Origin of the sequence: Pseudomonas sp. M2, from assembly GCF_015751845.1 — a bacterium.
GTDB lineage: Bacteria > Pseudomonadota > Gammaproteobacteria > Pseudomonadales > Pseudomonadaceae > Aquipseudomonas > Aquipseudomonas putida_E.
Map to the genome: position 1 here is coordinate 5,717,315 of NZ_JADOUD010000001.1, position 20,321 is coordinate 5,737,635.

Sequence of the window (20,321 nt, forward strand, 5' to 3'; positions counted from 1 at the left end):
CTCGCCCGAACCTACCGATGATTGGCACAAGCGATGAGTAAGCATTTGAACCTGTCTCTCAGATTTACGGTTAGGTCAGATCGTGTGAAACAGTGGCCTTCTTCCTCACCACAGCGGAGTCCGCGCGAGATTGGTTGATCATGGTCACAGCAACAGCACCTATCAGTCCGGCGAGACCGATTGCCATGAAGTTCTGCTCCAGAGGCAAGGCCATCGATACGAGTGCACCAATCAAAACAGGCGCGACAATCGCCCCGATGCGACCGACGCCCGACGCAAAGCCGACCCCAGTGGAGCGGATGGTGGAGGGATAGAAATCTCCGGCGTATGCATAGGCCAGAAGCTGGGTACCGAGCGTCGAGGCACCCACGATGAACACTACGACGAAGAGCAGTTCAGTAGAGCGCGTATAACCCAGTAGCGTGAGTGCAACCGCGCCCACTACGTAGAACACCACCAAGACGTGCTTGATGCTGAATTTATCGCTGAGCCAGCCACCGAAAATTGCACCGAAGATCGAACCGAGATTGAACACGATAACAAAATTCAGGGCGGAGCCGAGGCTGAAGCCCGCCATGGCCATCAGCTTGGTGAGCCATGAGTTGAGCGCGTACACCATGAAAAGCCCGGTCATGAATGCCATCCAAATCATGACGGTGCTGTATCCACGCCCTTCCTGGAAAAGGCTTCGTACAGGCTTCTCTTGGGCAGAGACAATTTGAGGGTTGCCGACGAGCTGAGTGTCATCCTTGATCATAAGGTCAGGACGGAGGCGACGGGCAATGACTTTCAACTCGTCATCCCGACCTTGTTTCAACATGAAGCCGATAGAGTCGGGCATGGTCTTCAGTATAAAGGGAATCAAAACTACTGGTAGGGCTGCCACGTAGAACACATATTGCCAACCGTAGCTTTCGATCAGTTGCTTACCAGTGAGCGCTACCAAAATTCCTCCCACCGAATAGCCCGCGAAAACGATGGTCACCAGGCGGGTGCGAACTTTCAAGGGCGAGAACTCTCCCATCTGCGCCGTGCAGATAGGCAGCACGCCGCCGATCCCCAGGCCGGCGATGAAGCGCATGATACTGAAGGTCAGCGGGTTGTCAGTGAAACCTGCTGCAGCGGTGAATATGCTGAAGAGAGCTACACAGATTGCGATCATCTTTGGCCGACCAATACGGTCTGCCAGAGTGCCCAAGAAAATTGCCCCCAGCATTGTGCCAAACAGTGCTGAGCCAGCCATCACGCCGGCACTGGTTGCGTCAATTTGCATGTCAGCCATGATGGCTGGGATCGTGTCCCAGGAAGTGGTGTAACTCATCATGGCTCTGGCCATTGAGTTCGCCGTTTAGTTGATCACAGCTGACAGCTTGGCTTGTGGATTATCGCTGACCGCTTCGAAGGCCTCCAACTGCATGTAACGTCTTTGCAGGCACCACTCGTCGTTCTGCTCCAGCAACATCGCGCCTACCAGCCGTGTGATGGCCGGATCGTTGGGGAAAATCCCCACGACATCGGTGCGGCGCTTGATTTCAGCGTTGAGCCGTTCCAGCGGGTTGGTGCTGTGTAACTGCTGCCGGTGCGCCTCGGGAAACGCCATGTGAGCCAGCACTTCATCCTCGCAGCCGTCCATGAGCGTCGCGATCTTCGGGTACTTTTCGCGCAGTTGATCGGCGACCAACCGCCATTGCTGATGGCATTCGGCACGGCTGTCCTGGGCGAAGACCGTGCGCAGCAGCGCCGCTACCATGGTGCGGTGACCTTTGCCGACGTGGGCCATGGCATTGCCCATGAAATGCACACGGCAGCGCTGCCTGGTCGCGTTGAATACCTTGGAAACAGCCGCCTTGAGCCCTTCGTGGGCGTCATAGCGGGCTTGGTCATCGTGGTTCTCTTGGTTAAGGTAAAGTCCGCAAACTCAACGTTAGCCACGAACCACGATGACCATTCTCTATCGCCCGCAGGGCGCCTTCGGTTGGTTCAGTTACACCACTTCCCGGGTCATGACCGCCCAAAATGGGCTCAAGGCGTCAGGGCTGGTGAATCTTCTGATTGGTGGTGCATACCATCGATGGCCATTGCCCAACGGATAGAAACCGCTCGCGGGATCAAGCTTCTGCCCAACGAACCCTATCATCGGCGCCCGTTGGACAATAGCGGAAGAGCCATAAGGCGAGTAGGTTATCTTGCAAGTCTCGCCGCCATCCGATGCCAGCGTCTGTTTTCGATCAAGGTCGTTCACTCTGGCGTCAGACTGTGCAGAGTTATTCAAGCTACTCCGAAGTTCAACGAACTGCCCACTGGCAGTTTTATCAGGTCGCTCTTCCCGTCCGCCATAAGTGAGCCAAGTTCACAATCACAGAACGGTCCAGGCCATCAGGCACCTTCCGGCAGTAAGCTACGGTCGAACATGAACGGCCGATCTCCCTGCGGCGTATATTGATACAACTGCTGGGGCCTGCCGAGCCGCGGCTGATTCTTCTCCCCCGTATCACGCACCCAACCCAGCTCACGCAGGCGCTCCAGGCGCTTGCGCAGCGAGGTGTTGTTCACGGCCTGGCCCAGGCACGCCTGCACCGCCCCCAATGCATCGAGCACCGTGAACTTCTCGGCCAGCAGGTTCAGCGGCAGGCTGCTGTACACCGTCTTGCTCGCCAGCCGCTCGCGGGCGCGCTCCACCAGCAGGTTGTGATCGAACGGCAGCAGCACCTTGCGGCCCAACACACTGTCCAGGTCAAAAAAGGCCAACTGGTCACCTTCGACCTGCTGCCGAGGGTCAAGCAAGGCCAGGTAATAGGTGCTCAACGACCAACCGCGCGGGTCGCGGAAGGCATTGCCTTCGGTGCCTACCTGCTCCAGGTAACGCGGCAGCACCCGGGCCTTCTCGCCCAGCGCGCGCTCGGCGGCGGCCTCCAGGCTGGTGTCCGGGGTGCGGCCATTGACGAGCACGCCGGGCAGAGCCCACTGAGCGGCATGGGGCTCGCGCTCGCGGCGATGCAACAACACTTGCAGATGCTGGGCTTCGGGGGCCAGGCGCAGCGCGACGATATCGACGCTGGCCAGGACTTCGGCTGTACTCACTAAAAGGCTCCACTGCTCAATGACGCAATATTCCACCAGAGCGCTTAACTGGGGCAAGCATCGATAACTGCAGGACGTGTGCTTGACACACTTATATCACCAGATGAATTATATAACCAGCCCAGCGAGGAGAGCCCCATGAAAATCGCCAGTTTCGATGTCGACGCGCAAAACGGCTTCACCGCCAATGCCCCACAGGAATTGCCGGTGCCCGAAGGCAATGAAATCGCCGCCGACCTCAACACCATGGCCCTGCGCGCCGACCTGCGCCTGGGCAGCAAGGACGCGCACCCGGCCAATGCCGCGTGGGTGGTCACAGAACCTGGGCAAATGCTGCAACCGCTGACGCTGGCCAATGCCGACCTGACCTGGGTCAGCCACTGCGTGCCAGGTACGCCGGGCTTCGAACTGCTGCCAGGCCTGCCCGCCCCCATCGATTACGACTACTTCGTGTGGAAAGGCGTCGAACCCGACCTGCACCCTTACGGTGCCTGCTACCACGACCTGGCCGAGCGCCGCTCAACGGGCGTCATCGAATACCTCAAGGTGCAGCAGGTGGGCGCGGTGATCGTCGGTGGCCTGGCCCTGGACTACTGCGTCAAGACCACCGCCCGGCAGCTGCGCCAGGCGGGCTTCCAGGTACTCCTGTACTTGCCTGCCTGCCGCGCCCTGACCCAGGAAGGCGCCATCAGCGCGTGCGGCGCACTGGCAGCCGAGGGCGTCATCCTCTGCGGCGACGAGGCCGCGCTCGACCACCAGCTCTCTCTGATCAAGGAAGACCGCCCATGAGCGAAAGCGTTTTCGGCCCACGCATCGTCCAGAACCTGCTGGACACCGACTTCTACAAGATCACCATGATGCAGGCGGTGCTGCACAACTACCCCAACGCCGAAGTGGAATGGGAGTTTCGCTGCCGTAACGGCGAGGACCTCTCGCCTTACCTGGCTGAAATTCGCTATCAGGTGGAGCAACTGGCAGACGTCACAGTCACCCACGACCAACTGGCGTATCTGGAGAAAATCCCGTTCATCAAGCCGGACTTCATCCGCTTCCTCAGCCTGTTCCGCTTCAACCTGCGCTATGTCCAGGTCGGCCTGGATGACGCCGGGCAACTGGCGATCCGCGTGCGCGGGCCGTGGCTGCATGTAATTCTCTACGAGATCCCGCTGCTGGCGATCATCAGCGAGGTACGCAACCGCTACCGCTATCGCGAAGTGGTGATGGAACAGGTGGGCGAGCGGCTGTACCAGAAACTGGACTGGCTCAAGGCCCATGCCAGTGCCGATGAGCTGGCGGGCTTGCAGCTAGCCGATTTCGGCACCCGGCGGCGCTTCTCGTACCGTGTACAGGAAACCGTGGTACATACCCTCAAACGCGATTTCCCGGGGCGCTTCGTCGGCACCAGCAACGTGCACCTGGCCCGCGAATACGAGCTCAAGCCCATCGGCACCATGGCCCACGAATGGTTCATGGCCCACCAGCAACTCGGCCCGCGCCTGGTCGACAGCCAGGCTGCCGCGCTTGAGTGCTGGGTGCGCGAATACCGTGGGCTGCTGGGCATCGCGCTGACCGACTGCATCACCATGGACGCGTTCATGGGCGATTTCGACCTGTACTTCGCCAAGCTGTTCGATGGCTTGCGCCACGACTCGGGCGACCCGCTGGCCTGGGCCGAAAAGGCCATCGCCCACTACCAGAGATTGGGCATCGACCCGCAAAGCAAGACGCTGATATTTTCCGACGGGCTGGATTTCGCCAAGACGCTTGGGCTGTACCGCGCCTTGCACGGGCGCATCAATGTGAGTTTTGGCATCGGCACCAACCTGACCTGCGATATCCCCGGCGTCAAGCCAATGAACATGGTGATCAAGATGACGGCCTGCAACGGCGCGCCGGTAGCCAAGATCAGTGACAGCCCAGGCAAGACCCAATGCCGCGATGAGAACTTCGTGGCGTACCTTAAACATGTCTTCAAAGTGGCTTGAGCACTGTCATATATCATGATTGTCACGTACACAGCGCCATGAACCGCGCCGCCGCCCGCGAGGGCGTGGCCGCATGCGGCAGCAGGATGGAAAAGTGCCTGACCAACGGCTGCGGGGCGATATGCAAGCGCTGCAGTGCGCCACCCTCATGCCTGATCGACATCGCCGAAACGAAGCCAATGCCCATCCCCGCCCGTACGGCCTCCTTCACCCCTTCGACGCCGGCAATTTCCAAGGCTACGCGCATGGCCACGCCACTGCGCGCAAACGCCCGTTCAACGATCTGCCGAACCCCGGAGCCGCTTTCACGCAGCACTAAGGGGTAGCTGCCCAAGGCTTCCAGCGTCTGACCCGCCTGATTGGCCAACGGGTGAGCGCTGGGCACGATGGCGACGATTTCGTCCTCACGCCACGGCGTGACACCCGTGCCCAGAGGCAGCTCCTGCCCGGGCGGGCCTTCGATCAGGGCGATGTCCACATTGCCCAGCGCCGAGACGATCTCTGCGGTATTGCCGTGCAAGGTGCTCACCTGCACCTCGGGGTATTGCGCATGGAAGTCGGCGATCAGGTAAGGCAGCAGGTAGCTGGCGGGCGTAGTGCTGGCACCGATGCGCAAGGTGCCGCGCTCCAGCCCGCGCATGGCGTCGCGCAGTGCCTGGGCCTGGCGAAAGGTTTCACGCAGGCGTTCGGCATGGGCCAGCAGCTGCTCGCCGGCCGCAGTAAGCCGCACGCCGCGGCCGGCACGCTGGTACAGAGGCTCGCCGAATGCGTCCTGCAGCAGCTTGAGCTGGCCAGAGACAGCCGGCTGCGACAGATGCAAGGCCAACGCCGCATGGCTGATGTTGCCATGCTCGGCAACGGTGGCAAACGTTATCAGCTGTTCCGGGGTCATGAATGCAAAATATCAGCTAAACGGATATTTTCCATCCTGAATTACGATTTTTTATAAGCTTATAACCAAATTAAAGTAGGCCCTGTCGATTCACCGTCCGGAGGACTCACATGGCCACGGTACCGTCCAACCCTGCCTTTGCCCCTACCCTCTCTACCCGAGGGCGGCTCAACGGCATCCTGTTCGTCGCATTGTTCGCGTTCGCCGTCACCCAACTGGCGGCCGTGCCCGTTATCGCCAACCTGGGCATCAGCCCGCTGATCGTCGGCATCGTCGCCGGAGCCCTTTACGGCAACGCCCTGCGTGATGGCGTACCGGCCAGCTGGGCGGCGGGTATCAATTTTTCTGCCCGCGGGCTACTGCGCATCGCGGTGGCCTTCTTCGGCCTGCGTGTCAGCCTGCAGGAAATCGCCGAAGTCGGCTGGTCTGGCCTCACGGTCTCGCTGCTGGTGGTGGTCAGCACCCTGCTGATCGGCCTGTGGTGTGGCATGAAGCTGCTCAAGCTGGACCGCGATACCGCCTTGTTGACCGCAGCCGGCAGCGCCATTTGCGGCGCCGCAGCAGTGCTGGCCTTCGAATCGGCGCTGCGCAGCGCACCGCACAAGAGTGCCATGGCAGTGGGCAGCGTGGTGCTGTTCGGCACCCTGTCGATGTTCCTGTACCCGCTACTGATCAACAGCGGCTGGCTGCACCTCGATACCCTGGGTGCCGGCCTGTTCCTGGGCGGCACCGTTCATGAGGTTGCCCAGGTGGTGGGCGCGGCAAGCAATGTCAGCCCCGAGGCCACGCATATCGCTACCATCGTCAAGATGACCCGGGTGATGCTGTTGGTGCCGGTACTGCTGGTGGTGGGTGTCTGGATCAGCCGTACCCGGCTGCCGGGCCAGGCACAAGGCAACGGCCGCATCGCCATGCCCTGGTTCGCTTTCGGCTTCCTCGCGCTGGTGCTGGTGAATTCGCTGCAGGTATTGCCAGGCAGCGTGACCCAAGCGGTCAACAGCCTGGACACCTTCGCCCTGACCATGGCCATGACCGCACTGGGCATGGAGACACGCTTGAGCCAGATCCGCCAGGCCGGCCCGCGGGCGCTGGTGACCGGGGCGATTCTCAACCTGTGGCTGCTCGGCGGCGGGCTGGCGATTACGCTGGGTGTGCAAAAGCTCTTCGCATGACTTATGGTGTTGTCAAAGAAGGATGTTTTACCTGCACAGGAAAGACTTAGATGCCCCAACGCCATGTCATCAATGCATCCGTCAGCCCCAAAGGCAGCCTGGAGACGCTGTCGCAACGTGAAGTCCAGCAACTGAGTGAAGCCGGCACCGGTAGCCTCTACACCCTGTTCCGCCAGTGCGCCCTGGCCATCCTCAACACCGGCGCCCATGTCGACAATGCCAAGACCATCCTTGAGGCCTACAAGGACTTCGAGGTACGCATCCACCAGCAAGACCGCGGCGTGCGCCTGGAGCTGCTCAATGCACCCGCCGATGCCTTCGTCGATGGCGAAATGATCGCCAGCACCCGCGAGATGCTGTTCAGCGCCCTGCGCGATATCGTCTACACAGAAAGCGAGCTGGCCAGCCAGCGCATCGACCTGGAAAGCTCCCAGGGCATCACCGACTACGTCTTCCACCTGCTGCGCAACGCACGCACCCTGCGCCCGGGCGTCGAGCCGAAAATGGTGGTGTGCTGGGGCGGCCATTCGATCAGCAGCGAGGAGTACCAGTACACCAAGAAGGTTGGCCACGAACTGGGCCTGCGCAAGCTCGACATCTGCACCGGGTGCGGCCCAGGTGTGATGAAGGGGCCGATGAAAGGCGCCACCATCGCCCATGCCAAGCAACGCATGCACGGCAGCCGTTACCTGGGCTTGACCGAGCCGGGCATCATTGCCGCCGAGGCGCCCAACCCGATCGTCAACGAACTGGTGATCCTTCCGGACATCGAGAAGCGCCTGGAAGCCTTCGTACGTGTCGGCCACGGCATCATCATCTTCCCAGGTGGCGCCGGTACTGCCGAGGAGTTCCTCTACCTGCTCGGCATCCTGATGCACCCGGACAACCAGGACCTGCCTTTCCCGGTGGTGCTGACCGGGCCGCGCAGTGCCGAGCCGTTCCTGCTGCAACTGCATGCCTTCGTTGGCGCCACCCTGGGTGAGGCCGCCCAGCGCCACTACCAGATCATCATCGATGACCCGGCCGAGGTCGCGCGGCAGATGGTCGAAGGGCTCAAGGAGGTCAAGCAGTTCCGCCGTGAGCGCAACGACGCGTTCCACTTCAACTGGCTGTTGAAGATCGACGGCGGCTTCCAGCATCCGTTCGACCCGACCCACGCCAACATGGCGGAACTCGCCCTGCGCCGCGACCTGCCGCCGCATGAACTGGCCGCCAACCTGCGCCGGGCGTTTTCCGGCATCGTTGCCGGTAACGTCAAGGACAAGGGCATCCGCCTGATCGAGGAGCACGGGCCATATCAGATCCGCGGGGACAGTGCGGTACTGGAGCCACTGGGGCGCCTGTTGCAGGCGTTTGTCGACCAGCACCGGATGAAGCTGCCGGGTGGGGCGGAGTATGTGCCTTGCTATCAGGTTGTGACCTGAAGACAACAGGGCCGCACTGCGGCCCATCGCCGGCAAGCCGGCCCCCACTGGGTTTGCGCTGAGCTTGAGAGCAGCGGGGTACCTGTGAGGGCCGGTTGAAACGCTACCTGACCGGGTTCATCTCGCTGCGGTCAACCAGGCGAATACTGTTACGCCCGCCACGCTTGGACTGATACAGCGCCACATCACCCTGCTCGATCAACGCCGCCAGGCTCGCCGGCGGATGGTCGAACAGGTTGGCGCCAATACTCAGGGTCACGGCCTGCGGGGTCGGCATTGCCTGCTCGGCAAATTGCTGGAACTGGCTACGCAAAACACCGCCCAGCTCCACCACCCGCTCACTGCTGGCATCGCTGAGCAGGATGACGAACTCATCCCCGCCCAGCCGCGCCGCCAGTGACCGCTCCGGCAACACCGCACGGATCATCTCGCTGAGCGTGACCAACAGCCGGTCGCCAGCCGCGTGGCCATGCAGGTCATTGACCAGCTTGAAGTTGTCGATGTCTATCAGCAGTAGCGCCCCAGGCCGGGCCGGGCTCACGTCTTTTAACAGGGGCGTGGCGCGGACCTCCAACGCCCGGCGGTTGTACAGCGCCGTCAACGGATCGCGGGCAGCCAGCCGGGCGATCCGCTCTTCACGGCGATAACGCACGGTACCGGTCATCGACAGGGCGATCAGCATGATCGCCATGGCTCCCTCAACCAGCGACACCTGAATGATCAGGCCGCCGAAGGTCGCCAGGTCGATCAGCGTGCCAGGCGTCACCGCGATGACAGCCTTGACCACATAGAACAGGCCATGGATGAGCAGCACATAACGCAACTGCACCGCCCCCACGCTCAACGATTTGCCGTGCGGGCGCAACAGCAGGCTGGCCTTGAGCGTGAGCAGCGCCACCAGCAGCGAATTGACCATCAGCATGACCTTCGACCACTGAGGCCCCACGGGCAGCAGCAGCAAGGCAAACCAGGCGACGACGATCAGCAGCCAGCCCCATGACAGGCGGGCCTGGGTAAAGCGCAGCACCCCCAGCAGGAAGAACGCATGCGCCACCACCAGCAAACCGTTGGCGAACCAGATACCGATCAACAGCAGGCCGATCCCGCGCAGCAGGGCCAGGGTGGAGCCGATGGTGATGGTAGCGAAACCCGCGCTCCAGAACAGCAGCGAGGGTTCGCGGACGCTGCGCCACTCGATCGCCAGGTACAAGGCTGCGGCGGCAGCCAGGGCGATGGTGATGGTCAGCATCGTGGGTGGATCAAGCGCCATGAAAGTGTTGGCCTGTCTGGTTAACGTGGAAAACGGCTGATTGTATTCGTTTGCCATGACTTTTCAGAGAGGTAAAAACGGCTCACAACACCCGCTTGATCAACGGCTCCAGCCGGCTGAAACGCAAGCGGCGCAAGAACCTGCGCACTTCTTTGGGGTGCTCTGCCTTGACGCCCAATTCATGCGCCGAGCCGATCTTCGGTGCAAACCGGCGAATGCCCTCCAGTTCCACTTCCCGCGGCACCGTCCATTCGCCCTGCGGGTCGTCGATCAGCAGCCCGTTCTCCAAGTCCAGGTTGAACCCGCGCGGGTTGAGGTTGTTGCCTGTCAGCAACGAGTAACGCTGGTCGACCCAGACGCCTTTGGCATGAAAGGTATGCCCAGGGTCGTTCCAGATCCGAACCACCAGTTGGCCGCTGACAATGCTGGCATGGCGGCGCCGGGCAAAGGCGCGCAGGTTGTCTTCATACAGATAGGGCAACGCGCCACTGGCGCTGAATGGCTCGCCGGGTGCGATATAGAAATCATTGGCCGTACGGTGGCCGACAATCAGTTCCACCCGCACGCCGCGGTCCAGGGCGTGGTCGATCTCGCGCATCACCACCCGGGGCGGGTTGAAATAAGGCGTGCTGATGATGATCTGTGACCGCGCCGCAGCCAGCAACGCGCACAGCGCGCGGTTAAGCGGGTTGCCACGGCCAACGCCGAGCAACGGCACCACCCGCAGGCCCTGCCCTGCAACGGCAGCCGGTGCGTCATACGCCATGCGCCGCAGCCGTGCACGCAGGCGGCGAATATCGCCGCGCAGGCTGCGGTTGGTCGGTGGCGCCGGCAGGTCCAGGCGCGGCGTTGCAGTGTGGTACAGCAGCCGCCGCACCAGGGCGACCATGGCATCGGCCAGCTCAGGCGACTGGAACAGGTGGTAACGGTCCAGGCGATAACGGTCGAAACGGTGCAGGTAGACGTTGTTCAGGCTGGCGCCGGTATAGATCACGCAGTCGTCGATCACGCTGCCCTTGAGGTGCAGCACGCCGAACAACTCACGGGTTTGCACTGGCACGCCATGAATAACCACGTCCAACCCACGCAGCTGACGCTGGGCCTGGTACCAGGCGGCATTGCCCGGCTGACGCCCGGCGCCCAGCAGGCCACGGCGGGCGCGAAACCAGTCGACCACGATGACGATCTCCAGGCCCGGCCGCGCCGCCTTGGCCTGGTACAGGGCATCCAGCACTTCCTGCCCGGCCTCGTCCTCCTGCAAGTACAAGGCGACGATGACAATGCGCCGGGTCGCAGCGCCGATGCGCTCAAGCAAGCGAGTGCGATAGGCCGCGGCATCGGGCAGAACCTCGATGGCCTGCGGCGCGATGGCGAAACCTGGCAGCGCGGCCAGCATGGATTCGGGGTTCAAGTAGCTTCACCTTCTGTCTGCATTCAGGTCCATTCCTGGCCATCACGCCGGGGTGTAAGATCGACCGGGCAACGACCCATAACAACAAGAAACATGCGAGGCCTGTTTTTCACTGCCCCCGACGAATCACGCCTCAGCTTGCACAGGAAGATCGCAATGGTCCACCCCGTTTCTGCAATCGTCTCGCCTTGCCCAGCCAAGACCTTCGGTTTTCTGGTGCTGCCCAACTTCACCACCATCGGCCTGGCGTCGGCGGTGGAAACCTTGCGCATGGCCAACCTGGCAGCCCGCCGCCCCCTCTACCGCACCGTATTGCTCGCTGCCAGCGAAGCGCCGGTGATGGCCAGTAATGGCATGCGTATCCTGCCTGACCATGCCATCGCCGAGGCCCCGCCGCTGGATGCCCTGTTCGTGGTCGGGGCCAACCCGATCGACCGCAGCCGAGGTAACCGGCCCCTGATCGACTGGCTGCGCCAACTGGCCCGCCAGCACGTTCCGCTAGGCGGCATCTGTACCGGCAGCTACCTGCTGGCCAAAGCCGACCTGCTCAAAGGCTATCGTTGCACCATCCACTGGGAGGACATCGAGGCCCTGCAGACGCATTTCCCCGGGATCGTCATTTCCAGCCAGCTGTTCGAACTGGACCGCGACCGTTACACCTGCTCCGGTGGCGTTGCGGCGATGGACATGATGCTGCAACTGGTCGCCCGCGAAGCCGGTGGCCAAGACATCGCCGCCAAGGCGGCCGAGTTGCTGCTGTGCGACCGGGTGCGCGGCGAGCGCGAGCGACAGCGCGTGCCGTTGCGCACCTTGCTGGGCAGTGCCCAGCCCAAGCTTAGCCAAGTGGTGGCGATCATGGAGGCCAACCTGGAGGAGCCGCTGGCGCTGGAGGAACTGGCCAGCCTCAACGAGGTGACCGTGCGCCAGCTAGAGCGGCTGTTCCACAAGTATTTGCAGCGCACGCCCAGCCAGTATTACCTGGAGTTGCGGCTGTCGCGGGCGCGGGAATTGCTGTTGCGCAGCGACGTGCAAGTGCGGGAGGTGGCGCTGGCATGCGGGTTCAGTTCGCCGGCGCATTTTTCCAAGAGCTACAGCCGCTTCTTTGGCCTGTCGCCGCTGGGGGAACGGCGGCAGGCATCGTTGCACTGATACCTCAGTCTTTCAGTTCGTCATGGGCCGTTTCCCGGCACATCAACATGGCCACCAGCGCCACCAGCGCCGCCGCCAGCAGGTACCCGGCCGGCGCCAGTTTGCTACCAGTCACATGAATCAACCAGGTGGCGATGAACGGTGCCGTCCCGCCAAACAAGGCGTTGGCCAGGTTGAAGCTCAAGGCAAAGCCACTGAAACGGACGCGGGTGGGGAAGATTTCCGCAAGCAGGCAAGGCAAGGTGCCGTCGTTCATCGCCAGCATCGCCCCGAAGAAGATCTGGATCGCCAGGACCACCAGCAGGGGCTGACCATCGAGCAGCTTGAACAGCGGCACGGTCAACCCCAGGAACAGCAGCGAAGCAACCACCAGCATGGTCTTGCGGCCAAAGTGGTCAGACAGGCGTCCCATCAGGAAGATCAGGCCGATGTATGTGGCCAGGGAAACCGTCGAGGCGATGAACGAGTCACGCTCGCTCATGCCCATTTCATTCGACAGGTAAGTGGGCATGTAGCTGAGCAGCAGGTAGAACGCCACAGCATTGAGGCAGGTAACCCCGATACCGATGGCCAGGCTGCGGCGGTGCCGGCTCAGCAGTTCGCGGATCGGCGCCGGCGTCATGCAAGCCTTGCTTTCCAGCCGCTGTTCCATCTCCAGGAACTTGGGTGTGTCCTGCAGGCTCATGCGGATATAACGCCCCACCAGGCCAAACGGCGCCGCCAGCAAAAATGGCAGGCGCCAGCCCCAGCTGTGCAGGTCTTCAGTGCTGAGCAGTTCATGCAAGGCCGCGACAAATGCTGCACCAAACAACAGCCCGGCCGCAGTGCTGGCCGGCACGATGCTGGTGTACAGCCCCCTTCGGCCAGGCGGTGCGTATTCGGCGAGAAACGCCGCAGCGCCGGCATACTCGCCCGAAGCGGAAAAACCTTGCACCAGGCGGATCAGCAACAGCAGGCACGGTGCCCACAGGCCGATCTGCGCATACCCCGGCAGCAGGCCGATGCAGAAGGTCGAGATCGACATGATCAGGATCGACAGTGACAGCGCGTTGCGCCGCCCATGGCGATCGCCAAAATGGCCCCACACTACCCCGCCCAGCGGGCGTACAAGGAAGGACAGGGCGAATACCGCGAACGTCGCCAGCAGGCCGCTGGTCTTGTCAGTCTGCGGAAAGAAGGTGGCGGCGATGATGGTCGCCAGGTAGCCGTAGGCCGCGTAATCGAACCATTCGACGAAGTTGCCCATGAAACTGGCACGGGCGGCCTTGCGCAGGGCCTGGCGTTCGGCGCCTTGGGTGGCACCGGCGAGGGTGGGAGCATTCAGGGTGGTGCTGGACATGACGGATACCCTCTGGTTCTTCTAATTGGAGGCAGGGTCTGAAGGTCATACAGTTAGTTGTTATTGTGTTGTTTGTGCCGGCCTCTTCATTCGCGCAGAGGCCGGCACCTGTCATCATTTGCGAATGATGTTGTGCTCCGGTCCATACGGGAACTTGGTGATGTTCTCGGCACCCGTTTCATTGACGATCAGGATGTCATGCTCGCGGTAGCCCCCTGCCCCCGGCAGCCCTTCGGGCAGCATGATCATCGGCTCGATCGATACCACCATGCCCGGTTCCAGCACCGTATCGATATCCTCGCGCAGCTCCAGCCCTGCCTCGCGGCCGTAGTAGTGGCTGAGGGTGCCGAATGAGTGGCCATAGCCGAAGGTGCGGTACTGCAGCAGGTCATGGCGCAGGAAGATCTCGTTCAGCTCGCGGGCGATATCGCAGCAGCGCATGCCCGGGCGCACCAGCTTGAGCCCTGCCTCGTGCACTTCGACGTTGGCTTGCCACAGGCGCAAATGCTCGTCCGGGCAGTGGCCCAGGAACAACGTACGCTCCAGTGCGGTGTAGTAGCCGGCGATCATCGGGAAGCAGTTGAGGCTGAGAATGTCGCCCGGGTTTACCTTGCGGCTGGTCACCGGGTTGTGCGCACCGTCAGTGTTGAGCCCGGACTGGAACCAGGTCCAGGTGTCCATCAACTCGCTGTCGGGGAAACTGCGGGCGATCTCGCGGATCATCGCCTGGGTGGCATGCAGTGCCACTTCATATTCCGGCACCTGGTCCTGCAGCGCCTCGACCACCGCCGCACCGCCAATGTCGGCCACCCGCGCACCATGGCGAATGAGCGCCTGTTCTTCGGCGGACTTGATCATGCGCATGCGCATGCAGGGCGCACCGATGTCCAGCAGCTCGGCCCTTGGGTAGCAGGCAGCGAGCTTGGCATGGTTCTGCAGGTTGAGGTGGTCGTACTCCACGCCGATACGCGACGCCAGCGGTAGCGCCTGCTGGATGGCCACAAAATAGTTGTCGCGCTGCCAGTCGGTATAGACGATGTTGTCGGTACCGACCGTGCGACGCCAAGGTTGGCCACCGTCGATGTTGGCGCTGATCGACACCACCTTGTCGTGGGTCACCACCAGTGCATAAGGGCGGCCAAACGAACAGTAGAGGAAGTCGCTGTAGTAGTTGACGTTGTGGTACGAGGTGAAGATCGCCGCCTCGATATCCTGCTCGGCCATGTAGGCCCGCAGCCGGGCATGGCGGGCGGCGTATTCCTGTGCGGAAAAGGTCGGTTTAGCCTTGTTGCCGTTGCGGATCTTCAGGGTCTGGGGCATTTGCATGGTCGGTGTTCCTTGTCGTTGTGAGCACGCTGTTTCAGGCCGGCCGCCTGAGATGCATTGCAGCAGAACGAACGAGGACGCTTTTGTACCTATCCGACCTGGAATTGGCGCGATGGCCACTGCCCCATTGCAAACAAGCCGGCCCCCACAAGCACTCCACCGCCTTCAGGCTTTGTGGTGTAACTGTGGGGGCCGGCTTGCCGGCGATTGGGCTGCAAAGCAGCCCCAGTCATCGCGTTTATTTCAAATCAAAACGATCCAGCTCCATCAGCTTGCGTGGCAAATTTGCAGCCCTTTAAACACAAGGGCTGCATCGTTTCGACAAGTCATCCTTTAGGGCCTCTTGGGGCCTGCATGGCTAGGTAATGCCAACTTTATGGCAGCACTGCCATTCCCGCCCGCGGCGTTCTGCCGACCGATTCCCTTCATTTATATAGCTACTCAAAAAATGGGCGGCTTGCCGGCCCCCTTGATCACCTGGTACCCGCCTTTTGGTCAGCTTCGGACTCTCCAAAGAGACCAATGGCCCAAGCTTCTTCGTGCTCAATCAGAGCCCACACCCTTGCCGCCTCGGCAAGCTCGAGCATGTCGCACAGGCATCCATCATCAACTTCCCGGCGCCGGCGCGCGGCGAATGCCATCTCGCTGAGCACGGCCGCGCGTCCGTCGGGGTCCGTGACGAGGGCAAGCCGGTCATCAAGCTCAGCCAGCCAAGCCCGTGGTATTCCGCTCATCATTCAGTCCTGCACCACCACGACTGCGCGTAGATCACGCCGTCGATCTCCTCCACCCCATTGATGTTCATGCCGAGTTGGGCCATGCCATTGACCTTGGCATCGAGCAAGCGCGGGATGATGTCCGGCCCAGGTGTCGGGTTGAACACCCACGCTTGGGTCGCGACTCGGCCCAGCACTTCGCTGTGATGGTCACCAATATGGATGTCAGCCCGCAGGGGCTTGATCTTCCTGAGGCGATCAGAGGGGATAGCCACGCCATTCTCGCGGCGTCGAACGAGGAGGAAGTACATGGGGCACCGATACTGTATAAAAACACAGTATCGTATAGAGCAGGCGCCTTGCGGGCAATTGCCGATCAGCGGGCCTAATGAACGGGCGGCAGCTCTTCACCGCGAGCCGCAGCCATAGCACGAAGTTGGTAGTCGGTGACCGCCTGGGACTGTGCTTCGGCGATTAGGCGCAAACGCTCCAGCTCTTCCGCTGGCTCACCCGAAGCCTGCGCCTCATGGTAACGCTTCCATGCCTGTACGGCGTTGGTGTACATGGGATGATCGGGGTATAGGATCGTCGGCTTACGGTTCATCGGAGCTCCATTCTGAGGCGGCAATTACTGAATGGTAGACGGTGCCTGTCTGGCCTGGATTAACTGGTAATCGATAACCGCTTGGTACAGCGAATCCGCCAGTAGGCGCAACCGCTGAACCTCATTCGAAGGCAAGGCGGCGTCCTCCGCTTTGTGATACTCCCGCATAGCATCGATAGCCTGTTTGATCAGCGGCTCGCCCGCTTCCACCAGTCCAATAAAAGTACGCTTGTCCACCGCGCCGCCCTGCTCACTTGGTCAGACCATTATAGGTCGCCTCGCACGCTAGCCCAGCTATTCGACTTCGCTCAAGCGCTGTCGAGAGGTCTCCCGCCATTCGGTCAGCTTCTTCAAGCAATCCCCCGAGCACCACGACGGCAGAGGCTCCTGCCTGGCGCTGCTGGGCAGCGATGGTATCGCAGGTGGCTCGGTGCCCGGCGCGCAGTCGAGCGATTTCCCCGCGCAGCCCACCAGCAGCAGACTCAGCAGCAGCGGCGCGGCCTTGGGCCAGTTCCAGTTGTTTTCGTGCACTCTCACCCTCCTCGTCCGCCACTGCTTGGCGGCGTTGTTCTTTCTGTCTGTCCTGGGCAGCGGAGCGTCGGTCGCGCTCTGCAACCTCCAGACGGTAATCGGCCAGCTCGCTACGGGCAGTGCTGGTTTCGCCCTGCGCCACCACCACCCGGTACTGCTGGCCGCCGGCGGCCAGCACCAGAGCGACCAGCCACCAGCACCAGGCCGGTACCGCGCCGAGCCAGCTCATGCCAGCGCCCTCCGCACACCCTCGTCGATGATCGCCGGCGAATACGGATTGCCGCCGTTCTCGTGGATGATGATGCTGACCACCATCCCCTTCAGCGTGGCGGGGTCCTTGATGTTGATCGGGTCGGTGGTGCGCACGCCCAGGCGCTTGGCCACGGCTGCAGCGTAGGCCTGGGTGTCGTTCTCGTTGCTCGGCGCCCAGCGGTTGATGGTCTCAAGAACGGTATCGATACCCTTCCCGCCCACGCCTGGCATACCGTCTTTGCCCCGGTAGTTGATGAGCAGCTTGCCCAAAGCGCGGATGCCGTTCTCCGGGGTGTCGAAGATAGCGAAGCGACCACCAGGCTCCTTGCCGATCTGGCCCTGCCAGTCGTTGCGGTGATTGAAGTCGATGTTTCCTGGATTTCTATTGCGCACGCCTCGCGGTAAATGTTGACTCATTATTACCTCCAGAATGAAAATACTGTGATAGCCACTACAGGTGGTGCCTAACAAATAGACTTAATCATTTGAACTTGAACATTACAATCACAGACAAATAGGCAGGTTATGGATATAGATGATTTTCAAAAGTGCCTCTCATACCTGAGCACGAATAAAACAAAAAGCTTAGTGGATGAGCTAATACCATTAATTTATACGCTAGCGGGTGCAGCATTTGCCCACGGCATTTCTCTATATTCAAATGGCAAAAATGAAAAACGAACCATAAAAAACAAAGTAGAGTGTTGCTACGGTGAAGTTAATGAGATCGAAAAAAACATGAAGGAAATACTGTTAAATACAGTAAAGTTAATGCACGTATTACTCACGAAGGACGATAAGCTAGAGATATCACTACCAAGAAAAATTGGCTCCATGTACATCTCTGGGCTTTACAACGACATAGCTCACAAGTTCAGCGCACACCAAAGATCGGCGATACAGTCACTGATAAATAGGTCAAGCTACCTGAACGAATTTCTTACGCGAGGAGGTAATCCAAAAGACAATCAGTCCATGTACCGTTACAGCATTGACTTAGCCAACATGTATTATACCGCATCAGAGTCCATTCTTCTTTGCCAGAGCATAATCTCTGACAAATCTATTTCTGTCAGTATAGACAATGATTACATTAAATCATTAGGAGCAGATGAGGCTCATGCTGGTTCATGGGCACTCATAATGCACAACGCTAGCCACGGGAATAAAACACTCAATCTTCCAACATAGTTCAAATAACTGAAGCCAGCCATAAGCTGGCCTCAATATATCTAAGAAATTTATGCGACCTGTTTGCGTTTAATACGATCATTCAATTCGATTAGAGATATTCTTGAGCCTAGTTTTTGGCTTGGTTTCTCTACGTATCGATGAATAAGGTACGCTACGGCGCAGGTGATTCCAATTTGGATGACCAAAGCAAGGTAATTGTAAACGCCAGCATCTATCATTAATCGCATGGATACATATCCGAAGACGGCGTGCATCGCGTACATCGGGTAGCTGATATTAGCAAAGAAACCAACAAATCGGTTTTCCGTAAACGATTCCCTGGCCAGGTAGCATATTGAGAAAACAAGGAATGCCAGAACATAGCTTTCTCGAACAACAACAGGAGCTGCTAACACAAACAGAATCAAGGACAGCAATGTATATGCAAGCATTGCTTTCATGGAAATAATTTTTTTCATGACAAGATAGAACTGAGTCCCGATTGTCATGAACAAAATAAACTTAGCAGAATAAAGGAAGTTACTAGGCGGCATCCAGCCCTGAGGAAACTTAACTGCATAATACATTCCAGCCAAAGCAGCCGCCCCGGCCACAATAGCAACATAAGGCTTACCCTTCATGGTGAAAGATGCAAGAATAGCTGAGAGAATATAAAACTTAACCTCAACCTCAAGCGTCCAAACTATACCATCAAGAGAAAGGCCGCCAAACCAATCCCTAAAAAGAGTTACGTGCAAGAACAAATCTTTTGCAGTATAGCTATCCTGAATAGAGCTACCATCAAAAGATATCCACCGAAAAGCAATAGATATTGCAAAGCCGCACAAGTAAACAGGCCACAACCTGAAGAACCGCGCAATCATAAACCTGAACATCCCGAAGGAATGTTTCGAATATTTTTCCAACGAGAACGGAATTACGAAACCGCTAACAAGGAAAAAGAGAGCAACCCCGAATGTTCCGAATGCAAAATTCGATATCCCGAGATGCGCAAAAGGCATGAGCGCAGGAAAAACTGGCTCTGAAAGCTTCGTCATCCCGCCATATGCGCCCCGCAAACCATGAAAAACAAACACATAGTGGCCCAGCATGACCACCAGGCTGGCGATTCCTCGCAGCGAATTGGCGAATTCGATTCGTCCTGACACATTGATCTCCAGATAGATGCCGCCGTACGGGCGGCATCGTACCTGATTGTCACTGATTTGTGCTTGCAGCTTCCTCCAGCGCACGGATCCGCCGGTCGTACGCAGCCACCACGCCGGCCATCATGAACATTTTCAGTTCATCTACCCGGAACGAGTACAGGCTCCCCGCAGGCGTTACAACGCGACGAATCTCTGGAGTGATCAAGTCCCCCTGAATGACGTTACCTTGTTCGTCCTGAACCTCAGCGTAGACAGCAGGCGAAACCTCGACCTTCTCCTCCCACTCGTCATAGCAGATGAATCCATAGCTGAACGGATCCAGGCCGTGCGACTCCATGATCTCGATTGCTTTCTGGACGGTCATGCCGATGTGATCGCGGGCCTCAGCGCCTTTTTCCTCAACCGCATCGAGGAATTTGTAGGCACCAATCGCGCGGGACAGTTCATCACCGCACCGAAGCTCTTCATCAGTAAGGCCTCGCACCGGAGTCTTGTGGGTAGCATCTGACGTGCTGATGGTCCCCGTTCCGGCACGAACAACCTTCCACAGGTTTGTCACGCCGCCCAGGTCAGTAAGGTTGCTGTCGATAGGGCAGAAGACCTTACTTGCCCCGCCGCCGGTGTAAGCGAGGCTTACGCCCATGCGATTGCTCTCTGCCCCACCAAGCATGTCGCAAACAAACCATGTCGAGGATCCAATCAGCCGCTGAGTTCCGGTGTCGCTGATGCCATGAGAGAAGGATAAGCCAGACGTTACAAGTGACGGAGTGTACTGATACGAGTAGTTCGATATTTCTCGGACAGCCTCAAGAGTAGAACCAGCCTGC

The 20,321-nt window shown here is 59.7% G+C and carries 22 protein-coding genes and 1 pseudogene; 6 read left to right on the forward strand and 17 right to left on the reverse strand.

Going from position 1 to position 20,321, the window contains the following annotated elements:
- Positions 1-70 precede the first annotated feature (70 nt).
- The 4 genes and pseudogenes from IWW33_RS26450 to IWW33_RS26465 form a co-directional block, all read right to left on the reverse strand.
- A complete protein-coding gene (locus tag IWW33_RS26450) occupies positions 71-1,324 on the reverse strand; it encodes an aromatic acid/H+ symport family MFS transporter (RefSeq protein WP_231386205.1) in 1,254 nt (417 codons plus the stop codon).
- 24 nt (positions 1,325-1,348) lie between these two features.
- A pseudogene (locus IWW33_RS26455) lies at positions 1,349-1,867 on the reverse strand (transposase); the annotation flags it as partial.
- A 117-nt stretch (positions 1,868-1,984) separates the two neighbouring features.
- On the reverse strand, positions 1,985-2,242 hold the full coding sequence (locus IWW33_RS26880) for an RHS repeat-associated core domain-containing protein (RefSeq protein WP_286010437.1): 258 nt from the start codon (positions 2,240-2,242) through the stop codon (positions 1,985-1,987).
- A gap of 134 nt (positions 2,243-2,376) precedes the next feature.
- Positions 2,377-3,081, reverse strand: coding sequence for an NUDIX hydrolase (locus IWW33_RS26465; protein WP_115275061.1), 705 nt, complete (start codon positions 3,079-3,081; stop codon positions 2,377-2,379).
- 138 nt (positions 3,082-3,219) lie between these two features.
- On the opposite strand from IWW33_RS26465, the gene IWW33_RS26470 reads away from it, so the two are divergent.
- On the forward strand, positions 3,220-3,870 hold the full coding sequence (locus IWW33_RS26470) for a nicotinamidase (RefSeq protein WP_039602273.1): 651 nt from the start codon (positions 3,220-3,222) through the stop codon (positions 3,868-3,870).
- A complete protein-coding gene (pncB, locus tag IWW33_RS26475; protein ID WP_115275062.1) occupies positions 3,867-5,066 on the forward strand; it encodes a nicotinate phosphoribosyltransferase in 1,200 nt (399 codons plus the stop codon). Before IWW33_RS26470 ends, pncB begins: the two co-directional genes overlap by 4 nt.
- A gap of 22 nt (positions 5,067-5,088) precedes the next feature.
- Here pncB and IWW33_RS26480 read toward each other — a convergent pair whose 3' ends face one another.
- A complete protein-coding gene (locus IWW33_RS26480; RefSeq protein ID WP_174141471.1) occupies positions 5,089-5,958 on the reverse strand; it encodes a LysR substrate-binding domain-containing protein in 870 nt (289 codons plus the stop codon).
- Between the two features lie 110 nt (positions 5,959-6,068).
- On the opposite strand from IWW33_RS26480, the gene IWW33_RS26485 reads away from it, so the two are divergent.
- Positions 6,069-7,130 carry a YeiH family protein gene (locus IWW33_RS26485; protein ID WP_174141470.1) on the forward strand — a complete coding sequence of 354 codons (1,062 nt, stop codon included), beginning with the start codon at positions 6,069-6,071 and terminating at the stop codon, positions 7,128-7,130.
- Positions 7,131-7,180: 50 nt separating this feature from the next.
- Entirely contained in the window at positions 7,181-8,554 is a 1,374-nt protein-coding gene (ppnN, locus tag IWW33_RS26490) for a nucleotide 5'-monophosphate nucleosidase PpnN (protein ID WP_115275064.1), read from the forward strand.
- 103 nt (positions 8,555-8,657) lie between these two features.
- Here the strand turns inward: ppnN and IWW33_RS26495 are convergent, their stop codons facing one another.
- Together IWW33_RS26495 and pssA are read right to left on the reverse strand one after the other, a co-directional pair.
- Entirely contained in the window at positions 8,658-9,824 is a 1,167-nt protein-coding gene (locus IWW33_RS26495; RefSeq protein WP_115275065.1) for a GGDEF domain-containing protein, read from the reverse strand.
- Positions 9,825-9,906: 82 nt separating this feature from the next.
- Positions 9,907-11,235: a CDP-diacylglycerol--serine O-phosphatidyltransferase gene (gene pssA, locus IWW33_RS26500; protein ID WP_231386206.1), complete on the reverse strand. Its 1,329-nt coding sequence runs from the start codon at positions 11,233-11,235 to the stop codon at positions 9,907-9,909.
- Positions 11,236-11,391: 156 nt separating this feature from the next.
- Between pssA and IWW33_RS26505 the strand changes: the two genes are divergently transcribed.
- Entirely contained in the window at positions 11,392-12,384 is a 993-nt protein-coding gene (locus IWW33_RS26505; RefSeq protein WP_115275067.1) for a GlxA family transcriptional regulator, read from the forward strand.
- 4 nt (positions 12,385-12,388) lie between these two features.
- On the opposite strand, the gene IWW33_RS26510 is transcribed toward IWW33_RS26505, so the two are convergent.
- From IWW33_RS26510 to IWW33_RS26545, 8 genes are all read right to left on the reverse strand, one after another.
- Positions 12,389-13,723: an MFS transporter gene (locus tag IWW33_RS26510; RefSeq protein WP_174141469.1), complete on the reverse strand. Its 1,335-nt coding sequence runs from the start codon at positions 13,721-13,723 to the stop codon at positions 12,389-12,391.
- A gap of 114 nt (positions 13,724-13,837) precedes the next feature.
- On the reverse strand, positions 13,838-15,049 hold the full coding sequence (locus IWW33_RS26515) for a M24 family metallopeptidase (protein ID WP_174141468.1): 1,212 nt from the start codon (positions 15,047-15,049) through the stop codon (positions 13,838-13,840).
- 473 nt (positions 15,050-15,522) lie between these two features.
- Positions 15,523-15,786: a hypothetical protein gene (locus IWW33_RS26520; RefSeq protein ID WP_196914431.1), complete on the reverse strand. Its 264-nt coding sequence runs from the start codon at positions 15,784-15,786 to the stop codon at positions 15,523-15,525.
- The gene (locus tag IWW33_RS26525) at positions 15,783-16,076 is read right to left on the reverse strand and encodes a hypothetical protein (RefSeq protein WP_119687352.1); all 294 of its coding nucleotides are present in this window, start codon (positions 16,074-16,076) and stop codon (positions 15,783-15,785) included. The genes IWW33_RS26520 and IWW33_RS26525 overlap by 4 nt, the downstream gene beginning before the upstream one ends.
- Before the next feature lie 74 nt (positions 16,077-16,150).
- Complete coding sequence (locus IWW33_RS26530) at positions 16,151-16,369, reverse strand: hypothetical protein (protein ID WP_196914432.1); 219 nt, start codon at positions 16,367-16,369, stop codon at positions 16,151-16,153.
- 24 nt (positions 16,370-16,393) lie between these two features.
- The gene (locus tag IWW33_RS26535) at positions 16,394-16,606 is read right to left on the reverse strand and encodes a hypothetical protein (protein ID WP_196914433.1); all 213 of its coding nucleotides are present in this window, start codon (positions 16,604-16,606) and stop codon (positions 16,394-16,396) included.
- A gap of 13 nt (positions 16,607-16,619) precedes the next feature.
- Entirely contained in the window at positions 16,620-17,129 is a 510-nt protein-coding gene (locus tag IWW33_RS26540) for a DUF2514 family protein (RefSeq protein ID WP_196914434.1), read from the reverse strand.
- On the reverse strand, positions 17,126-17,569 hold the full coding sequence (locus IWW33_RS26545; RefSeq protein WP_196914435.1) for a structural protein P5: 444 nt from the start codon (positions 17,567-17,569) through the stop codon (positions 17,126-17,128). The genes IWW33_RS26540 and IWW33_RS26545 overlap by 4 nt, the downstream gene beginning before the upstream one ends.
- A gap of 108 nt (positions 17,570-17,677) precedes the next feature.
- On the opposite strand from IWW33_RS26545, the gene IWW33_RS26550 reads away from it, so the two are divergent.
- Positions 17,678-18,343, forward strand: a complete 666-nt coding sequence (locus tag IWW33_RS26550; protein WP_196914117.1) for a hypothetical protein — start codon at positions 17,678-17,680, stop codon at positions 18,341-18,343.
- A gap of 50 nt (positions 18,344-18,393) precedes the next feature.
- On the opposite strand, the gene IWW33_RS26555 is transcribed toward IWW33_RS26550, so the two are convergent.
- Together IWW33_RS26555 and IWW33_RS26560 are read right to left on the reverse strand one after the other, a co-directional pair.
- Positions 18,394-19,494, reverse strand: a complete 1,101-nt coding sequence (locus IWW33_RS26555; protein WP_196914118.1) for an acyltransferase — start codon at positions 19,492-19,494, stop codon at positions 18,394-18,396.
- A gap of 49 nt (positions 19,495-19,543) precedes the next feature.
- Positions 19,544-20,321, reverse strand: a 778-nt coding sequence (locus IWW33_RS26560) for a tail fiber domain-containing protein (protein WP_231386207.1), incomplete at its 5' end; no start/stop codon positions are given.